Below are 17,780 nucleotides of genomic sequence, written 5' to 3' on the forward strand. Positions count from 1 at the left end.
AGCGCAACTAGAGGTGGGAGTGGCCGATCAGCTGCCTCGGTCGGCGGCCGCTCACGCAGCGGCCCCACCCACGGTGGAGAGGAATTTATATGCGCGCCATCCAGATTGAACAGTTCGGCGACCCCGCGCAGGTGCTCCGCGTCGTCGACGTCGAGGAGCCGCCGCCGCCGGGTCCGCACGAGGTTCTGTTGAGCGTCGAGGTCTCGCCGTTGAACAAACACGACCTGTTGGTTGTCGCCGGCATGCTGGCGCGACCCCCTCTGCCCCACATACCAGGCGCAGAGGGGGTCGCCCGCGTGCTTGCCACCGGCGCCGAGGTCGAGGACCTTCAAGTTGGCGATCTGGTCGTGGTACCCCTGTATGCCGGTGCGTGGCGTGAGCGACTCGTCGTGCCTGCCGACGGCCTGTTCGCACTCCCCGCCGGCGGCAGCATCGAGCAGTACTCGATGCTGGGCAGCAACCCCCCGACGGCAGGGTTGATGCTCAGTGAATGCACCCCGCTCCAGCCTGGTGACTGGGTGGTTCAGAACGCCGCCAACTCCGGTGTGGGACGGTCATTGATCGCGCTGGCCAAACTTCGTGGGCTGAAAACGATCAACCTGGCCCGTAACGACGCAACGTTCGCCGAGCTCACAGCGGCCGGGGCCGACGTCGTCCACGTCGACGACTCGGATGCGGTGGGCGATGTTCGAGCATTGATCGGCGACGCGCGAGTGGCGCTGGCAGTGGAATCCGTCGGTGGTCCAGGGGTGGCACGGCTGCTCGAATTGCTTTCCGACGGTGGATGGTTGGTCAGCTACTCCTGGGCCAGGGACGAACCCATGTGGGTCGCCACCTCGACGCTGGTCGCCAAGCACCTCACCGTCCGGGGGTTCTTTGTCGGCGACTTCGACTACCTCGACAAGGTGGTGCCTGTCATTCGTGAGGCCGCACCGCTAGTGGCCGACGGAGCCCTCGTTGTCCCCGTGGCGGACGTGTACCCCCTCGCGCGCATCCAGGACGCGGTGCAACATCTCCTTCGTGGCGGCAAGATCCTGCTGAAAGTCGCGGGGCGATGAAGGCGGCGAGTGTGCGACGACTCGGCGCGACGCGTTGGCAAGATGTTCACGTGACCGACCGACTCGTTGCTGCGTCCGGTTTGTCTAGCCGGCCGGTAGAGGGACGTTCTGGAGCCGTAACTGCCCTCTGGCGAGGTCTTTGCCGCTGGATTCGTCGGTGATCCTGACCAGCCACAGCTGTTGGGTTCTGCCCTGCTGGATAGGCTCGGCAACGACGAGTGCCCGGCCGCCGGTGCTGGATCGTAGGAAGTCGGTGCTGTTGTGTACTCCAACGGCAAACTGTCCGCGGTCGACGACCGCGGCGCTCGCGCCGATGCTGGCGGCCGATTCGACGATCGTTGCGTACACGCCGCCGTGGACCACTCCCCACGGGGTGTGGTGGCCGGGGCCGAGGTCTACGAACCCGGACACCCTCGTTCCGGACTGTTCTTCGACGACAAACCCGGTAGCCTGCGAGAAGGCACTCAGGTCAGGCAGATCCGTGCTGGGTGACGTGTCCACGGTGAACTCCATTTCTGTGGATACGAATCCACAACGGCGACCACGAACTGCGAGACCAGCCATGCTGCCACGACTTCCGAGGTACCGGCTCAGCTTCGAGACATCCCGTCTGCGGCCGCCATCGGAAGTGGGCGTTCCGTTGCGGGCTTTGCACTCGCCCAGCAGCTGTGCGCTCACTTCGCCTGGGCGAGCTGGACCGCGTCGGCGCCGGCGGGGAATCGCAGCTGGCCGGTCGTGTCGTGCACGGCCCGCCACACGGTCTCGGCGACGTCGCTCTCCTCGGTGTACAGGTCCTGGTTCGTGAAGTCGTCCATGACGCTCTTCGCCCACGGCGCGTAGGGCTCCGGGACCAGCTTGCCCACCGACCCTCCGTTCGTCGCCCGGGCCGCGAAGTTCGTCGTCATGCAGGCGCCCGGCTCGACCGTCTTCGCTTGAACTCCGAAGGGTGCGAGCTCGAGCGCGAGGGATGCGGTGAACCCCTCGACGGCCATCTTGCTCGCCTTGTAGACGGCCGAGAGCGGCATGTGTCCGAGCACCACGCTGGAGGTCACGTTCACCACCACCCCGGAGCCGCGCTCGCGGAACTGCGGCAGCACCGCCTGCGTCATCGCCATCACGCCGAACGTGTTGGTCTCGAACACTTCCCGTACCCGGGCCATCGGGGTGCCCTCGAACACGCCGATCGAGGGGACGCCCGCATTGTTCACCAGGACGTCGACGGGCCCCGCCGCCGCGACCGCGGCGGCGATGGTCTCGGGCTCGGTCACGTCGAGCTCGACTACGCGGATCCGGTCCGACTCGGGCAGGACGCCCGCACGCGGCGTACGCATCGTGGCGATGACGTTCCACCCCTCCGAGTGGAAGTGACGAGCAGTCGCCCGCCCGTATCCGGACGAGGCGCCGGTGATCAGAACTGTCTTCATGGTGTGGTCCTTACGATGTGGTGGGATCCACGGACGGGCAGGCAACTTCCTGCTCCGGCGGGATTACTGATATTCCCATTCAATCGCTTCGACCTGCGGAAACAGTAGAACTATCGTCGCTTCTCCTTGCATGATCCTCCTACGGCTCCGGGTCAGGTCAGGACGCCGGCGGGGATGAGGGCGGTGTCGCGCAGGCGGGCGGCATCCCGGCTCGGAGGTGCGCCGAACTGGCGGCGGTACTCGCGGCTGAACTGCGATGGGTTGTCGTAGCCGACGCGGCGGCCGACTCCGGTGACGTCGCCCGGGTGGGTGGCGAGCAGCAGTCGGGCCTCCTGGAGCCGGATCTGCTTCTGGAACTGGATGGGGCTCATCGCCGTCACCGCCTGGAAGTTTCGGTAGAACGCGGACACGCTCATGCCGGACAGACGGGCCACGTCCTCGACCCGGAAAGGCTGCGCGTAGTTCTCGCGAATCCAGCGGACGGCACGGGAGACGTGGGTGAGGCCGCTGTCGGCGAGGCCGAGCTGGCGCACCGTCGCGCCCTGCTCCCCGGTGATCAAGCGCCACAGGATCTCTCGTTTGACGAGCGGGGCGAGCGCGGCGCGGTCGCGGGGTTCGTCGAGCAGGCGCAACAGTCGGACGACCGCATCGAGCAGTGTGGGCGGCGCGTCGCTTACGGCGATCCCCGACGGCGCACACCCACTGTCGCGGGGGATGTCTCCGGGGCCGGCCTGCAGTAGCAGTTCGGCGACCGCGGACGGCTCCAACGTGAGACCGAACCCCAGCGCCGGCTGCTCGGGGTCGGCTCGGGTGAACTGCCCGGTGACGGGCAGGTCGACGGATGCGACCAGGTACTGCCCGGCCCCGTACTCGTAGACCCGGTCGCCCAGCGCGAGACGTTTGGCTCCCTGGGCGATGACCGCGAGCACCGTGCCGGACATCGAGGGCGCCGGCGGATCCGAACGATCGACCTTCGAGATCAAGACGCCGTCGATGGACGTGGTCCAGTCGGGGCGGGCATGCCGGGCCAGCAAGGTGCGGAGCTCCTCGAAGTGCATGCCTCCATTGCAGCACCAAAAGGGGTCCGGACTCCTGTGCTAGAGAGGATTGTGCAAGTCCGAGCGAGTATCGTTCTATCATTTATGCAGGTCAGGCCGGTTCAATGGAATCACCCCATTCCAACACCGGACAGGAATACCCATGATCGCCAACTACGGTTTCAACGCCACCCTGACCGCCAAGCCTGGCTCGGGTGACCGACTGGTCGACCTGCTGCTGACCGGGCTGAACGAGGGCAGCCCCGGCGCGAGCGAACACTGTGTCGTCTACCTCGTTTCGCGTTCCACGTCCGACCCCGACATCGTCCACGTGACCGAGGGCTGGACCAGCGAGGAGGACCACCACCGCATCTTCGCGGGCGAGGCCGCACAGGCCATCGTGGCGCAGATCGGCGCACTCCTGGCCAAGGAATCCGAGTACACCGACTACGTCCCGGTCCGCGGCAAGGCCGCCTTCTGAGTTCCTCCGTCCGATCCGGCACCTTCTCGAGGAAAGGCCCACGACCATGACCATGGCACGACCCACCCTGGACCCCGAACTGCGCGAGCTCCTGGCCGAGATGCCGCTGATGTCCCAGCTCAGCCACGAAGTTCTCGCTGAGCTGCGCCGGCTCCCCTCGACTCCGGTCGAGTCCCTTCTCGCCGACCGGCAGGTGGACTGGCGCGAGATCACGGTGCCCGCCGTGGACGGCACACCGATTCCGTTGTCCGTCTTCAGCCCTGCGCACACCGACCGCACCGCCCCGGCGCCCTGCGTCTACTGGGTGCACGGCGGCGGAATGGTGATGGGCGACCGCTTCTCGCAAATCGACATCCCCTTGGACTGGCTCGACGAGTTCGGCGCGGTCGTCGTCTCGGTGGACTACCGGCTGGCACCCGAGGCAACGGGCAGCACCCTCGTCGACGACTGCTACCAGGGGCTACGCTGGATCAGCGAACACTCCGCCGAACTGGGCATCGATCCCGCGCGGATCGTGGTCGCGGGCGTCAGCGCCGGCGGCGGCCTCGCGGCCGGTGTCACCCTGCTGGCCCGCGACCTAGGTTGCCCGGCAATCGCCGCGCAGATACTGGTCTGCCCCATGCTCGATCACCGCAACACCAGCACGTCCAGCCACCAGTACTCAGGCGTGCCCGGTGTCTGGACCCGGGAGATGAACGAGTTCGGATGGCGCGCCGTCCTGGGCGACCTCACCACCGACGCAGTGTCCCAGTACATCTCGCCGGCGCTCGCCGATGACCTTTCCGGCCTGCCGACGACCTACATCGACACCGGCTCCGCCGAAGTCTTCCGCGACGAGGACATCGACTACGCCACCCGCATCTGGGCGGCCGGCGGCCAGGCCGAACTCCAAGTCTGGGCGGGCGGCTTCCACGGCTTTGACACCCTGTACCCGCGGGCGCAGATCTCGGCCACAGCCCGCCGAACCCGCACCGACTGGCTCGCCCGGCACCTTCCCGCGTACTCCGCCGGATGAGGACGCCGATGCCTCAGACGTCCCGATCGTCTGGCCGGATCTTGTCGAAATGATCTGTGGTGCAGCGAATGAACACTCGACGGATCTGGCGGTTGCGCTCCGGCAGCCCGACGCGACACAGTGAGTGTGTTCCTGTCACAGGCGGTGGTCCGCGGACTGGTCGACGGCCACCGTGCCCGCGACACCGGATCAGGCACGCGGGCAGCGCAAGACGGGTGGTGGCACCCTTCGGTGCCGGTAGCCGCAGGAGGGCAATCATGAGTCCCAGTGAAGAGGACGCGCACATCACTTACGACGTGTTCGTCAACGATCCGCCACCATCCGCCGGTCAGCTGCCGAACGGCGAGCGAAAGGAGTTCTCTCCAGTCTCGAGCACCCTCGTGTCCGGACGTCGGGATGCGGTTCTCACCGATCCCGGATTCACGACCGATCAGGCGGATGCACTCGGTGACTGGGTCGCCGCGAAAGACCGGAACCTCACCCACATCTTCATCACCCATGGCCACGGGGACCACTGGTTCGCCGCCGGACTATTGGCGGAACGATTCGGTGCTCGAGTTGTCGCGAGCGCGCGAACTATCGAGCAGATGCACGCGAACAACGCTGCGCGACCGGTCGTGTGGGACAAGGTCTACACAGGCATCCCACCATCGCCGGTCACGGCCGTGACGGTGCCGAGCAACCACTTCAGCCTCGAAGGACATGATCTCCGGATCGTCGAGGTCGGCCACTCCGACACCGACGACACCAGCGTCCTCCATGTCCCGGACCTCGGGCTGGTCGTCGCCGGGGACGTGATCTATCGCGGCGCTCACCAGTACCTCGGAGAAGGAGTCGTGGTCGGCGGCTTCGGACCGTGGCGGGAGGCGATCGCGAAGGTCGAGGCCCTCGAACCGAGATGGATCGTCTGCGGGCACCAGAACAGGGAGCTCGGCGACGACGCTGAACACGCCATCGCGGCGACCCGGCAATACCTCGACGACGCCGACGAGCTCTTGCGGGACGAGGCCACCGCCACGGACTTCTTCGACGCGATGATCGGCCGCTACCCGAACCATCTGGGCCGGACGGTGCTCTGGGCGGGCGCTCGAGCACTGTACGGCGCGCGCGAGAACCCCAGCGGCGACGTCGGCCAGATCATTGCCTCCGGATGGCTCTGATCAGGATTCGTTCGTCACCGTTGACGTTCGCCGCTGCCCGGGTGACACTGCCTCATGCTGCCGAAAGAGGAAGAACGTCTGATCGGCCTCGTGACTCGACGTCTCACGGAGAAGCATCCGGACAAGTCGTTCACGGCAGTCAGCGATGCCGTGGCTCGCGCCCATGCCCACTTCGTGGACCGCCCCATCCGCGACTTCGTGCCCCTGCTTGTCGAGCGCTACGCGGAGGCTGAGTTGAGTCGCACGCCTCCGGCAACCTAGGGCGCCCTCGATCAGCCCTCTTCCGAGAGACTCGCGCGCGTGGTGTTCTGGATACGTCACCGCCCCGGCCTGTTGGGGGTCGGATCATCCAATCGTGGAGGAAGACGCCATGACCACAATCCATCTCCACAAGACGACCACCGTGACGCCCGAACAGTTCCTTGCCGGCCTCACCGACTTCGGACCAGGGCGCGAAGAACTTTTCGGCAACAGCGCAGACAACTACCTCGAGGTGCACCACGAAGGCCCCCACGACGCCGATGTCACGGAGGGCTCGAGCGGAATCTGGGAACGTCTGCACTACGACTGGGCCGACCCCCATCACGTCGTCATGACGACTACCGACTCCAACCTGTGGGGCGGCGCCTCGGGCCACACCTACACCCTCACGCCGCAACCCGCAGGCGGCACCGACGTGGACGTCGTCGTCGTCCGTGACGGCAAGAACCTCAAGGGACGCCTTCTCGCGGGCGTGCTCGGCGCCTTCGGCACCCTCGTCTTGGGTAGGCAGTTCAAGAAGTCCGTCGCGGCGATCGAAGCCCGCAACCACGGAACGGGTGGAAAGGACGCGCCGGGATCGGAAGGGTGACCCGGAGGCCGGCTGAAGGCTTCTTCGGAACGGCGATCACCGCGAGTGAGGTTTGCGGCATCGAAACGCGTCAACGTTCTGGGGTCGCAGCGGCGGCCAAGGGGCGCTGACCGCACTCGACCTACGGCGGGCGCGTCGATCGGGACCAGATCCCCGCGGGCGGAAATGACTGGGCCGGCGCGATCCTGCGCCCACGACGAGTCCACGAACGGGCACCGAGTGCGTTTCGTGTCGGTCATTCCGGAAAGATCCGCTCCGGCGATCGACGAACGGGACACTTGTCCGCGATCTCGACCCGGGGGAGGATGATCGCCGCCGGCACCTTCACGCCGGTGATGCCGTCTCGTGCTCCGTTTGTGCGTGCGGACCGAGACGAGATGCGAAGGACGACATGACCGGGAAGCACTTCGAGCTGACCGACGAAGCACGAAACTATCTCGGCCGCAACCTGCACCGCATCTGTGCCACCCGCGACATGCCACGGTACGGCGTCCGCAGGGGTGACATCGGAGGATGGGTCGAACACGAGCGCAATCTGTCCGGCGATGCGCGGGTATCCGGCCATGCTGAGGTGTACGGCCGAGCAACCATCACCGAGCGCCAGGACATCCTCGTCCACCCCATCGGCTCTCAGCCCGCCGCCGCGACTCTCACCCGCACCGCCGACGGCCACAACATATCGGTCGGGTGCTGGCGTGGCGGCACCGTCGACACATTGCCCGCCCAGGTGGATCGGCGCTCGCAGACGTGGCCAGGAACAGCGGGCGATCATGCCCGCTGACGCGCCGAGTACGAGGCGCTGGCGGGGCTGTGCCGGGCACGTATCGCCGGCTGGACGCTACCCTGCGTGGGTGGCTGACAACGTGAGCGTTCGCATCATGCGCCTGCGAGCTCTGATCGAGCACCCGCGCACTGGAGACAGTGAACGCGCAGCAGCACAAAGAATGCTCGAGCGGGTTCTGAACAAGTCGCGCACCCAGTGCGGCCACAGTGGCCGCACATACGGTGCGCGCCACGACCGGGTCGGCCGGCATGCCGGTCTGTCGCGAATCGCAGACATGATCCGGGAGGACATTGCGCTTGCGCGAGTGGTGTTCCCGGCGGCGACTGCATCGGAACAGGTTGCGGTCAATGACCCGATCGGTGATGCCCCATCAGGGATCAGCTTCATCGTCGAGACGCCGCATGATGCCGGCATCGACATCACGATCCGGGGCGTCCCCAGGGATTGGGGATGGGACGGCGAAGATGGTGTCGAGACTTACAGTGCTGCGCTACGAGCCCTCGCCGGCCAGCTCGCGGAAATCATGAACGGCTACAACCGCAGCGGGTCGGACATAGAGAAGCGGTTCTTCGGCCGTGTGCGAGTCGGTGGCGAAACTCTGGAGTGGTGACCACGTGTCAGATCGGTTGGTGCGCAACCGTAGAGCCTCGGAAGCACATTCACGACTGTTGAAGCCGGGCGCCGAGCTGGGTCTGGTGGTGTGGTCGACGTCGGGCAGGTCGACGTTGGGCAGGTTGTCGGCGGCGGGCGCGCCGGAGTGTCGGCGTCAGCCGCCGAACAGCCCGCGCACGAACGGCGTCGTGTCGGGGAGAGAGGCGAGCATCGTTTGCAGGTGTCCCGTGGGATAGGTTCGGAACGTGACGGGCTGGCGATTGGTGGCCAGGTCGGCGGCCAGTTTCAGCGCCAGCGGTGCGGGCACCATCTCGTCGGTCAGGCCCTGCCCGAGGAACACCGGGCGGTCGTAGCCGGCCGTGGGCACGCCGAGCATGTCGCGGAGCGCTGCCAAAAGGGCCGGGTCGTCGGCCGGGCGGACGACGAGGTCACCGACCGACACATCCCGCAACTGCGGCGCCATCTCCTCGTAGCACTTCGACTCGGCGGCGCCGACCGCGGCGCGGCCGACGTCGGTGAGGTAGCTGTCGATGTCGAGATCCGGTCGGGTGGCGCGCAGTCCGGCCAGGATGTAGGTGACGAACACCGTGGTGCCGGTGAGGGGTAGCTGGGGGAATCCGGGGCGCACGAGCGGGGCGAGATTCTCGAGGTTCGACGGCGCCCCGGTCGCGACTCCGCCGCGGAAGTCCAGTTCCGGCGCGTACCTGGTCGCGAGGGACGCGGTGACCATGGCCGCCTGGCCGCCCTGGGACTGGCCCAGCACCACCCAGCGCGGGGACAGGCTCGGCTCGGCGGCGCGCGCGGCCCGGACCATGTCGACCACGCTGTGCGCCTCCGAGGCGCCGTCCAGGTACGGGTGCACGCCCGGTGTCCCGAGCCCGACGTAGTCGGTCGCGACGATCGCGTAGCCCTGCGAGAGCCAATGTCCGAGATAGGGGCCGCCGATCTTGCCGGTCACGGTGGGGGAGCAGCGGTCGGCAAGGCCCACGGTGCCGTGCGCCCAGGAGACCACCGGCCATCCGCCGGGCGGCGGCTCGCCGGGAGGCAGGAACACCGCGCCGGTGCTCAGCGCCGGTCGGGCGAGTGGGCCGACGGTCCAGTAGGTGACGCGGATCCCGTTGGCGGCGCCCGGAATCCACGCCGACCGATCCAGCTCGGCGGTCTCGACGATCGTCCCGGGCGCGGTGTCGGCGGGAGCCGCGGAGGCGTGCGGGGGTACGAGTCCGGCACCCGTGACCGCCACCGCGAGCACCAGTGCCGCCTGCACCACCAGTCGTCCGATCATCGCGCCGCCCTCGGCTGTCGACCGTATTCGCCGTCCGCCACCCATTGTGCGCTGAGCGGTACCTGCGTCACCCGAATTCGGGAATCCACACGTGCCCGACGGCACACGACCACCCGCTAGACCCATGTCTTGGGCCGGATCGTGTTCGCGAGATCGACGAGGGTGTACCGGTGTGTGCGCCCGGCGGTATTGCGGGCGAGCGATCGAAGCGCCTGCTCGGCCCCGGTGCGCAGGCCGCGCCCGGTGAACTCTGCGCCCAGGATCGGATCCGGCCCCGCCGACCGGCCGGACTCGAGCCAGTCGACCGCCACGCCGAGGACCAGCGCGCGCATCTGCAGCGCCCGCGGTTCCGTCTCCGGGAGTCGTTCGACACGGTCGGCGGCCTCGCGCAGGTCGGATTCGTCGATCTCGGCCACCGGTCGACCGCTGACCAGGGCCAGCACGGTCGTCAGTCGCGCCTCGCCGAAGTGCCGGGACGTGGGAGGCACCTCGTCGAGGATCTGCACCGCGCCAGGTCGATCACCCCGCGCCTGGAGTTGGCGGGCGAGGCCGAACGCGGCACTGACCAGGGCATGATCCGTTTGCCACACCGTCCGGTAGTAGCGCTCGGCGATCGCCCGCCAGTGCGCTCGGGCAGCGACGGCGTCGGCGGAATGACCGTCGTCGGAGCGTCGGTCCAGAATCAGTTCGGCGGTACCGGCGAGCGCCAGCTTGGGCGCCGACTCGCCGGGGAGCGCGGAAAGTACGCCGTCGAAGCGCGAGAGCGCGGCCTCGAAATCTCCGCGGAGCAGGTCACACAGCCCCCGGTACCAGCCGATCCGCCAGCTCTGCCGGTGCTTTTCGGCGACGTCGTCGAGCAGATCGGCGGCATGCTGCACCTCGCCGAGGTCGAGGTAGGCGCGTACCTCCATCAGGGGCAGTTCCACGCTGTGCTCGAGTCGACCGTGGGGAGTTGCGGCACTTCGCTCACGCGCGACGCGGAGGGTGCCGAGCAGTTCGTGTGGAGGGGCGTGCATCGCTGCGGTGAGGAGCCCGGCTCCGGGGTCGGTAGGGTCCGCCAGTGGAACGGGCAATGCCCGCTTGAGGGCGAGCGCGCTCGGGTGCGCGTCGTGAGGTCGGCCGTCGACGAACACATCGGTTTGCCGGATCGTCAGATCGGTGCCGAAGTTGCCACGCAGGGGACTGAACTGCTGCGACAACCCCGGCCGCGGCTGCCCGGACTGGGCGGACGAAACCTCTCGGAGGAGACCGGTCAACTGCGTGGAGATCTCGTCGATCGATGAGAAGCGTTGCGCCGGATCGGGATTCGTCGCTCGTCGCAGCAGGCGGTAGTACGACTCGTGCTGCCGGAACAACGGTTCGTCGGCCGGATCGGGTAGGCCGTCGAGGAGTCGCCCGTGCTTCGTCGGCAGGTTCACGGTGAGCGACGCGAGGGTACGTCCGACGGTGTAGATGTCGGTGGCCACCGTCGGTCCGGTCGCGATGATCTCGGGTGCCTGGAAGCCCGGGGTCCCGTAGATGAATCCGCTGTCCTCGACCCCGGCGACGGCGCCCAGGTCGATCAGCTTGACCTGTCCCTCGCTGAGCATGATGTTCTCGGGCTTCAGGTCGTTGTAGATCAGCCCGATCGAATGCAGATAACTCAGTGCCGGCAGGACCTCCAGGATGTATCCGAGTGTCTGATCGAGCGGCAACATCCTTCTCGGCGCCGACCGGTCCGAGGTCGTGCGCAGCAGATCCTTGAGCGTGGTGCCGCCCACGTACTCCATCACGATGTACCCGATCGGGCGGCCGTCCGATCCGGGGTGCTCGACGAAGTTGATGATCTTGACGATGCTCGGGTGGGTGACCTCGGCGAGGAAGCGCCGCTCGGCGATCGTCACCGCCTGCGCCTCCGGGTCGCCCGCGTGCAGCAACCCTTTGAGTACCACCCACCGGTTGTCGACGTTCCGGTCCACGGCGACGTAGATCCAGCCGACGCCGCCGTGAGCGATGCAGCCCTGCACCTCGTACTGTCCGGCGACCAGTTCGCCGGGCTCGAGCTGGGGATGGAAGGAGAAGGGGGTGCCACAAGCTGCGCATACGCCTCGGCTGGGCGCCGGTTCGTCCGTCTCCGCGCGCCCGACTGGTTTGCGGCAGCTCGTGCAGTAGCGCCTGCTCTCGGCCACCACCGGTTCGCTCAGCATCGCGGAGGACGGATCGAGCGGGGCGATGATCGGAATCTCGACGAGGCCCTCGCCGATGAGACGGCGACCGGAAGTCACCCGCGCCCGGCGTCGCTTGCCCCGGCTCGGCCTGCCGGAGGGCGGCGCGGCGCGGGTCACGCCGGCCGCGGTGGTGTCGTCGGCGTCGCGGTCCGTCGCCGCGGTGGCGGCCGTGCCGAACGCGGCGGTGCCCGCAGGATCGGTGGCGTGGGCTGCGGTGTCGTCGGCATCACGGTCCGTCGGCTGGGTCATCTGTTCAGTCCCGATAGTGCGGCGCGGGGAGTCCGGGGGACGGGCCGAGCGGCGCGAGCCAACGGTTGTAGATGTCCGTCCACGTGCCGTCCCTCCCGATTCGTTCGAGGGAGCCGTTGACCGCGCGCACCAAGTCGTCGTCGTTCTTGTTGATGCCGATCCCGTACGGGGCGATCTCCATCGCGGGACCCACCATGCGCAGGTTCGGATCCTGCACCGCCATGCCGAGCAGGATGGAATCGTCGGTGCTGACGGCGTCTGCCTGCCCTTGTTGGAGGGCAACGAGGCAATCGTCCCAGTCGGTCACCGTGACGATTCGGACGTCCGGCACCAGTCGCTGCACGGCGTACATCGCCGGGGTGTCGGCCAGCGAACACACACGCTTGCCCGCCAGGTCGGCGGGTTCCCGAACCCCGGACGTCTGTGGCACCAGTAGCCGTTGCGAGGCTTGGAAGTACTCGGCGGAGAAGGCGATCTGCTCGGCCCTGGCGCACGTCATCGTCGTGGACATGATGAACATGTCGACGGTGGAGTCCTGCACCGCCTGGATCCGGTCGGCCGGGTTGACCAGTTTGAACTCGACCTTCGCCGGGTCACCGAACAGATCGCGGGCGATCTCGTGGGCGATGTCCACGTCGAAACCCGCGAGTGCGCCGGTCACGGGATCCCGGGCGCTGAACAGGTAGTTACGCTGGTCGACCCCGACAATCACCCGTCCGCGTGCCAGGATCTCGGACACCTTGGGTCCGGGCGCGACGTCGCCCGGTGGAGGCGGGCGCAGGCTGGCGGTGGCGTCGCATTCCGCGACCCCGGGAACGGTCGTCGTCGCGGGCGGGAGGACCTTGGCTCCGCTCGGCAGGGGGAAGTCCGTGTAGTTGCCGGCGGGCGCGACCGGCGGCGTGTGGACGGCGGCGCACGCAGTCAGGACGCTTGCGGCGGCCGCGCACGCGAGCATCAGCCGGCGGCGCCCTGTCGGTCGCCGCGGGGTCCCTGCGGATGCTCGTGTACTGCTCACTGTGCGATCGGTGCGTGTCGTGACCTTCTCCCTCCTTTGTACGCGCTCGCTCACCGGTACTCGCTCAGTCGGGGCCAGATGCCGGCGCCGATCGCGAATCCGGCCAGCACGCCGAGCGTCGCGCCGCCGACGTCCAACCGGCTCAGCGCCGACCACGAGCGCGATGTGTAGCCGCTGGACTCCTCGCGGAGGTTGCCGATACCACCGCGCAACGCCTCGTCGAGGCGGGTGAACTGCGCCGCGGAGTCCTGCGCCCCGCCGTCGACGGCAATAGTGACCGCGCCGACGTAGTCGCCCGCGCCGAGGCGGTCACGGAGCTCCTTGTGGGCGTGCTCCCAGCCGTCGAGGGCGGCCGCGGCGTCGTTCACGGCAGCATCGGTCGGCGCGGGCTCATCGTGAAGTTCGTCGAGTATCCGGGCGACGTCCGCGACGTGCCGGGCGTACTCCTGCTCGCTCTGGATGTCCGAATCGCGCCGGAGCAGCGACAGCGTCTCGTCGGCTCGGGCCTGCTGAGCCTCGATGCGCGCCCGCACGAGCGCGTCCATCGTCGCCGCGGATTCCGTGTCGTGTGTGCTGGCGTTGGCCGAAACCAGTCCGGCGATCGCAAGCCAGATCGCGAGCAGCGCCATCAACGCAGTTGCGGCGATCATGCCCGGGTTGACCCGACGATGGCTGCGTCTGGCCAGGTAGCGCTGTGCAACGATCAGCGCGATCACCGCCACCAGGCACAGCATCAACGCGGCACGGGGCGGCTGGGCGAGATGTCGTTGCGTATCCGCCTGTGCTGCTGCGTTTTTCGTGTACAGCTGCTCGGCCGCTGGAAGCATGGTGTCGTGCATCAGCGAGGATGCCGCATTGAGGTACGAGACTCCGATCGGGTTTCCGACGCGGCTGTTCGCGCGGGCGGTCGCGACGACCGCGGCGTAGACCGAGAGGTCTCTGGCGAGCTCGGCCGGCAAGGCGGCCGCCGGGTCGTCGCTCGCCGGGAGGCCTTTCGTCGTCGCGACCAGCGCGGTGGAAGCCTCGCCGATCGCCTGGTTGTAGCGACTCCTGAGCTCCGCGGGTTCCACACTTCCGGACAGGAAACCGGCTGTGGCCGCGGCGTCTGCGATCGACAGTGAGCCGTAGAGCTCCTGCGCGGAGTGGGTGAGGGGACCGGTCTCGTAGAGGAGGGTGTGGATCCGCTGTTCCCGGGCGATGATCGCCACGGAGGTGAGTACGCCCGCGGCGACCGTGAGCGCGATCAACGCGAGTCCGATCAATGCGAGCTTGCCCGGAGTGGAGGCGACCATGCCGCGCACCGTGCGGGGCTCGAGCTCGGGATCGACGAGACGGTCCTGATCCAGGGTCGAGGTCGAGTCGTCGGAGTCGCGGCGGGACGACACCGGTGCCCTCCTCCCCACGTGAGGCGTCGAGTTCCGGCAGTGGTGATCGGCTCTGCCGAGTCACCGCCGACGGTCAGGAGACGCGGACACGATCGGCGGCCGCCTCACCCGTACCTTCTTCTTACTCCGGGCGGGATGCGTACGTCAGGGTCAGGTGCGACAGAGTTCGCTCGATCCGGTCGCCGACGGCGAGGGAGAAGGATCGGGAGGAGAGGAAGCGAGGGTGGATCGGTGCGCTCGGTCGCCTCACGGCGAAAGGCGCAACGCAGCTCCAGCCGGACGGAACTCTGCGAAGGCAAAGGGTTGAGCCCGGGGGACACGGAACGCACCGATCCGAACTCCACAACATCACATCGGTGGGGCGTATTCCACCTGCGGCGGTGTGACGTCGGATACGCGTCCCGGGTTCGGCGCTAGCCGGGCAGCCCGATATCGGTGGGAACCCGGCCCCGGAGCAGTTCGTCGACTACCAGATCTCCGTGTTCGTCGCGCAAACGCTGGTGGATGTCGGGTGCGCGGCGCATGTGGGCTCCACCGTCGACCGTGACGGCGGTCCCGGTCACCCACGACGACTCCGGTCCCGCAAGGAATCGGATCGCGCCCGCGATGTCGTCGGGGACCCCGAGGCGTCGCAGGGGTGTCTGTTCGAGGAAGGCCGCCGCCCGCTCACCGGAGAAGCTGGCAGCAACCTTCGGGTTGTCCGGCGAGTCGACCAGTCCCGGCCGGATGCAGTTGATCCGGATCCCGAGATGGCCGAATTCGTCCGCAGCCGTGCGCGCGAGGGCTTCGAGCCCGGCCTTGCCCGCGCAGTAGCCGCTCATATAGGGGAATGTCTGGGCCGCGATCACCGAGGAGGTGAAGACCATCGACCCGCCGCCGTTCTCTGCCATGGCCGGGACGCAGGCCTTGATCGCAACGAACGCACTGGTGATGTTGGTGCGCAGCTCCGCGGTGAAGTCGTCGGCGCTGTTGAGCAGCAGCGGAATCGTGCTGCCCCGTCCCACCGTGCTGACGCAGATGTCGAGCCCACGGTCGTGCCGAGCCTGCTCGACGGCCGCCACGACGTCCGCCTCGACGAGCGAATCTCCGACGATGTGATCGACCGTGGCGCCCTCGGGTGCGTCCTTCTTCAGCCGCGCGGCGAACGTCGAGATCCGAGACTCGTCGCGGCTCATGATCGTCACGGACGCCCCGGCCGCCAACAGCGCGCGGGCACCGGCCCCGCCGATGCCGCCGGCTCCACCGATGACGAGGGCGGAGCGGCCGATGAGGGGAAGCGTCATCTCTACCTCCAGTGTCGGGTGGGTCTGTCCCACTACCGATTCGGGACGGTAGTTCCGTGCGGGGCAGGTCACACCATTCGCGCCCACCGAGTGGGAGGCGCTGCAAAGCCGGTCGGACGACGTCCTACCATCGGTGTGTCCGACAGAACGGCGTTGGGGGGATACGCGGTATGGGTTTCGGTGAGTACCCCGGTGACTATTCCGGTGAGTTGGTGGCGCCGCCGACCTGGCTCGTGGTGCTGGCGGCGATCCCGATCGTCGTGACCGTCCTGCTGTTGCTGTGGTTTGCCTGGCAGGAATGGCGAAGCCACCGCCGGATGCGGTCCTCACCGGTGCACGCGGCCGCCTGGGCGATGGAACCCGAGGAACTGGCCACCGCGATCCGGGCGCTCGGGGCGCGCGAGCGGCAACTGCTCGAGGCCGGCGATGTCGACGCGGCCGACCAGGTGGCGGCCGACAAGATGATCTGCCTGGTGGTATCCGACCGCCGCGGCGGCGCGTAGCCGGAACCGGGAACGATCGTCCCGCGTGGAACGTGTGGTTTGCTGGGGCGCATGGGGTGGGAAGCGCGGGAACTGGGGATCGCGACGGGCCTGGGGGCGGTAGCCGGCGGGGTGATGATCGCCGCCGCGGACCGGGGCACCGTCGGATCGCTCGTCGGCGCGGGGGTGGTGGTCGGCGCGATCTTCGGTGTCGTGGTCGGAGCCGTCTCGGTCGTCGCGGGTCATCTCGCGGTCGAGTCGACGCGGCACTGGCCGGCACGAAGCGAACGGTGCTGGCGGTTGCGGTTCGCGACCTGGTCGGCCACCGGTGTCTTCCTGCTGGTCTCCGGATTCTGGATCTGGGTCGTGATCGAGTCCGGGGCCGCCGGATCCGGTGCGTTCGGCGGTGTCGCAATCGGATTCGCGGTCGTCACCTTCCTGTGCACACTCGTGCTCGCGCCTCGCTCGCGATCGCGGTCGGAACTTGCGGCCGACGGCCGCGCGGACCGCTGATGCGGGTGGTGCGGCCGGCGGCACTGACGGTCATGGTCCTGTCCATCGGCGCGGCCGCGTACTTCTCGGGCCTGCTTCCTTTCCTCGGTCCGGGCCCCGAACGAGCGGCGGCCGAGATCGTCGACGCCGCGGTGTGCCGGACGCCGAACGAACTCGACGGGCGCGCCTCGCCGCCGCCCGAGTTGTTGCCCCAGTCCGCGGCGCGTCCGGGCACGGTGCCCGAGGATTTCGTGCCCGTCGCCGCGATCACGTGCGACCCCGAGTCGGAGGACACCATGTCCGCCGACCTCGTGGTCGCGACCCGGGCGCACCGGTGGGAGGGCGATTTCCGGGCGGCGATCGCCGACCTCAACGCGCCGTCGTGGGGGCGTCGCCTCGCGCTGCAGAGTTGCCCGACGGCAAGCATGGTTCGCCTGCCCGATCTTTGGCTGATCGACGCGGCCGGGCGGGCACTGCGGCCGTCGTATCCGGTGGACGGCTGCGGCTTTCAGCGGATCGGCGGCCTGCGGGCTGTCGAGGCACTCACCGAGGTCGAGACCGTCGAACACCGGTTCGTCCTGTCGCCGTCCGGCGCATCACAGCTGTTCCCGTGCTCGTCGGTCGTGCCCACGCCGAATCCGGGCGTCGCCGCGTTCGACCCGTCGCAGTTCGTGCCCATCGACAGCGCCTGCGACTACCGATGGGAGGACGGCGGCTGGGCCTTCGACGGGGCGCGGCGCCTGCACAACTCGGTGGAACTGGTGGCCGGTCCACCCGCGGTGGGGGAGTGCCCCGCCGCGACGCGCGCGGTCGGCTCGGTGCTCGACCGCTTGGGGCCGGAATTCGTCTCCCCGGCAACGGTTCTCGTCGAACTCGACGGTTGCCGCCGCGTCCTCGTCGATGGCGCCGCGCCGACGGTGGCCTCGGCGCAGACGATCACCGCGCTGGAGTGACCGGCCCG

Annotated in this window: 19 protein-coding genes; 11 read left to right on the top strand and 8 right to left on the bottom strand. The window is 68.3% G+C overall.

Translation table 11 applies throughout. The annotated features are described in order from the left end of the window. Window positions 1-89 precede the first annotated feature (89 nt). Entirely contained in the window at window positions 90-1,058 is a 969-nt protein-coding gene (locus EGT67_RS13145) for a zinc-dependent alcohol dehydrogenase family protein (RefSeq protein WP_127916518.1), read from the top strand. Window positions 1,059-1,142: 84 nt separating this feature from the next. Here EGT67_RS13145 and EGT67_RS13150 read toward each other — a convergent pair whose 3' ends face one another. The 3 genes from EGT67_RS13150 to EGT67_RS13160 all read right to left on the bottom strand — a co-directional run bounded on the left by EGT67_RS13150 (window position 1,143) and on the right by EGT67_RS13160 (window position 3,540). Then, the gene (locus EGT67_RS13150; RefSeq protein WP_127916519.1) at window positions 1,143-1,571 is read right to left on the bottom strand and encodes a PaaI family thioesterase; all 429 of its coding nucleotides are present in this window, start codon (window positions 1,569-1,571) and stop codon (window positions 1,143-1,145) included. Window positions 1,572-1,732: 161 nt separating this feature from the next. Continuing rightward, window positions 1,733-2,482 carry an SDR family oxidoreductase gene (locus EGT67_RS13155; protein WP_127916520.1) on the bottom strand — a complete coding sequence of 250 codons (750 nt, stop codon included), beginning with the start codon at window positions 2,480-2,482 and terminating at the stop codon, window positions 1,733-1,735. 152 nt (window positions 2,483-2,634) lie between these two features. Further along, entirely contained in the window at window positions 2,635-3,540 is a 906-nt protein-coding gene (locus EGT67_RS13160) for an AraC family transcriptional regulator (RefSeq protein WP_127916521.1), read from the bottom strand. Window positions 3,541-3,682: 142 nt separating this feature from the next. Here EGT67_RS13160 and EGT67_RS13165 point away from each other — a divergent pair, with 142 nt between their 5' ends. The 7 genes from EGT67_RS13165 (at window position 3,683) to EGT67_RS13195 (ending at window position 8,419) form a co-directional block, all read left to right on the top strand. Then, entirely contained in the window at window positions 3,683-4,000 is a 318-nt protein-coding gene (locus EGT67_RS13165; protein ID WP_127916522.1) for a putative quinol monooxygenase, read from the top strand. A 46-nt stretch (window positions 4,001-4,046) separates the two neighbouring features. Beyond that, window positions 4,047-5,015: an alpha/beta hydrolase gene (locus EGT67_RS13170; RefSeq protein ID WP_127916523.1), complete on the top strand. Its 969-nt coding sequence runs from the start codon at window positions 4,047-4,049 to the stop codon at window positions 5,013-5,015. A gap of 257 nt (window positions 5,016-5,272) precedes the next feature. Further along, entirely contained in the window at window positions 5,273-6,175 is a 903-nt protein-coding gene (locus EGT67_RS13175) for an MBL fold metallo-hydrolase (protein ID WP_164877561.1), read from the top strand. A gap of 54 nt (window positions 6,176-6,229) precedes the next feature. After that, the gene (locus EGT67_RS13180; RefSeq protein ID WP_127916524.1) at window positions 6,230-6,436 is read left to right on the top strand and encodes a three-helix bundle dimerization domain-containing protein; all 207 of its coding nucleotides are present in this window, start codon (window positions 6,230-6,232) and stop codon (window positions 6,434-6,436) included. 109 nt (window positions 6,437-6,545) lie between these two features. Beyond that, entirely contained in the window at window positions 6,546-7,025 is a 480-nt protein-coding gene (locus EGT67_RS13185; protein ID WP_127916525.1) for a hypothetical protein, read from the top strand. Between the two features lie 391 nt (window positions 7,026-7,416). After that, window positions 7,417-7,806, top strand: coding sequence for a hypothetical protein (locus EGT67_RS13190; protein WP_127916526.1), 390 nt, complete (start codon window positions 7,417-7,419; stop codon window positions 7,804-7,806). 70 nt (window positions 7,807-7,876) lie between these two features. Beyond that, window positions 7,877-8,419, top strand: coding sequence for a hypothetical protein (locus tag EGT67_RS13195; RefSeq protein ID WP_127916527.1), 543 nt, complete (start codon window positions 7,877-7,879; stop codon window positions 8,417-8,419). Window positions 8,420-8,575: 156 nt separating this feature from the next. Here EGT67_RS13195 and EGT67_RS13200 read toward each other — a convergent pair whose 3' ends face one another. The 5 genes from EGT67_RS13200 to EGT67_RS13220 all read right to left on the bottom strand — a co-directional run bounded on the left by EGT67_RS13200 (window position 8,576) and on the right by EGT67_RS13220 (window position 15,845). Next, the gene (locus tag EGT67_RS13200; protein ID WP_127916528.1) at window positions 8,576-9,706 is read right to left on the bottom strand and encodes a lipase family protein; all 1,131 of its coding nucleotides are present in this window, start codon (window positions 9,704-9,706) and stop codon (window positions 8,576-8,578) included. A gap of 116 nt (window positions 9,707-9,822) precedes the next feature. Beyond that, window positions 9,823-12,162 (bottom strand): serine/threonine-protein kinase, encoded by a 2,340-nt coding sequence (locus EGT67_RS13205; RefSeq protein ID WP_127916529.1) that lies wholly within the window; start codon window positions 12,160-12,162, stop codon window positions 9,823-9,825. A gap of 4 nt (window positions 12,163-12,166) precedes the next feature. Beyond that, window positions 12,167-13,117 (bottom strand): glutamate ABC transporter substrate-binding protein, encoded by a 951-nt coding sequence (locus EGT67_RS13210; protein ID WP_127916680.1) that lies wholly within the window; start codon window positions 13,115-13,117, stop codon window positions 12,167-12,169. Window positions 13,118-13,227: 110 nt separating this feature from the next. Beyond that, the gene (locus EGT67_RS13215) at window positions 13,228-14,562 is read right to left on the bottom strand and encodes a hypothetical protein (protein ID WP_127916530.1); all 1,335 of its coding nucleotides are present in this window, start codon (window positions 14,560-14,562) and stop codon (window positions 13,228-13,230) included. A gap of 413 nt (window positions 14,563-14,975) precedes the next feature. Continuing rightward, window positions 14,976-15,845: an SDR family NAD(P)-dependent oxidoreductase gene (locus EGT67_RS13220; protein ID WP_127916531.1), complete on the bottom strand. Its 870-nt coding sequence runs from the start codon at window positions 15,843-15,845 to the stop codon at window positions 14,976-14,978. Window positions 15,846-16,015: 170 nt separating this feature from the next. Between EGT67_RS13220 and EGT67_RS13225 the strand changes: the two genes are divergently transcribed. From EGT67_RS13225 to EGT67_RS13235, 3 genes are read left to right on the top strand one after another with little or no spacing between them, the layout of a single operon-like run. Further along, window positions 16,016-16,348, top strand: a complete 333-nt coding sequence (locus tag EGT67_RS13225) for a hypothetical protein (RefSeq protein WP_241566011.1) — start codon at window positions 16,016-16,018, stop codon at window positions 16,346-16,348. A gap of 51 nt (window positions 16,349-16,399) precedes the next feature. After that, window positions 16,400-16,840, top strand: a complete 441-nt coding sequence (locus EGT67_RS13230; RefSeq protein ID WP_127916532.1) for a hypothetical protein — start codon at window positions 16,400-16,402, stop codon at window positions 16,838-16,840. Continuing rightward, entirely contained in the window at window positions 16,840-17,772 is a 933-nt protein-coding gene (locus EGT67_RS13235; protein ID WP_127916533.1) for a hypothetical protein, read from the top strand. The genes EGT67_RS13230 and EGT67_RS13235 overlap by 1 nt, the downstream gene beginning before the upstream one ends. The last annotated feature ends 8 nt before the right edge of the window (window positions 17,773-17,780 follow it).

Origin of the sequence: Prescottella agglutinans (genome assembly GCF_004011865.1) — a bacterium.
GTDB classification, from domain to species: domain Bacteria; phylum Actinomycetota; class Actinomycetes; order Mycobacteriales; family Mycobacteriaceae; genus Prescottella; species Prescottella agglutinans.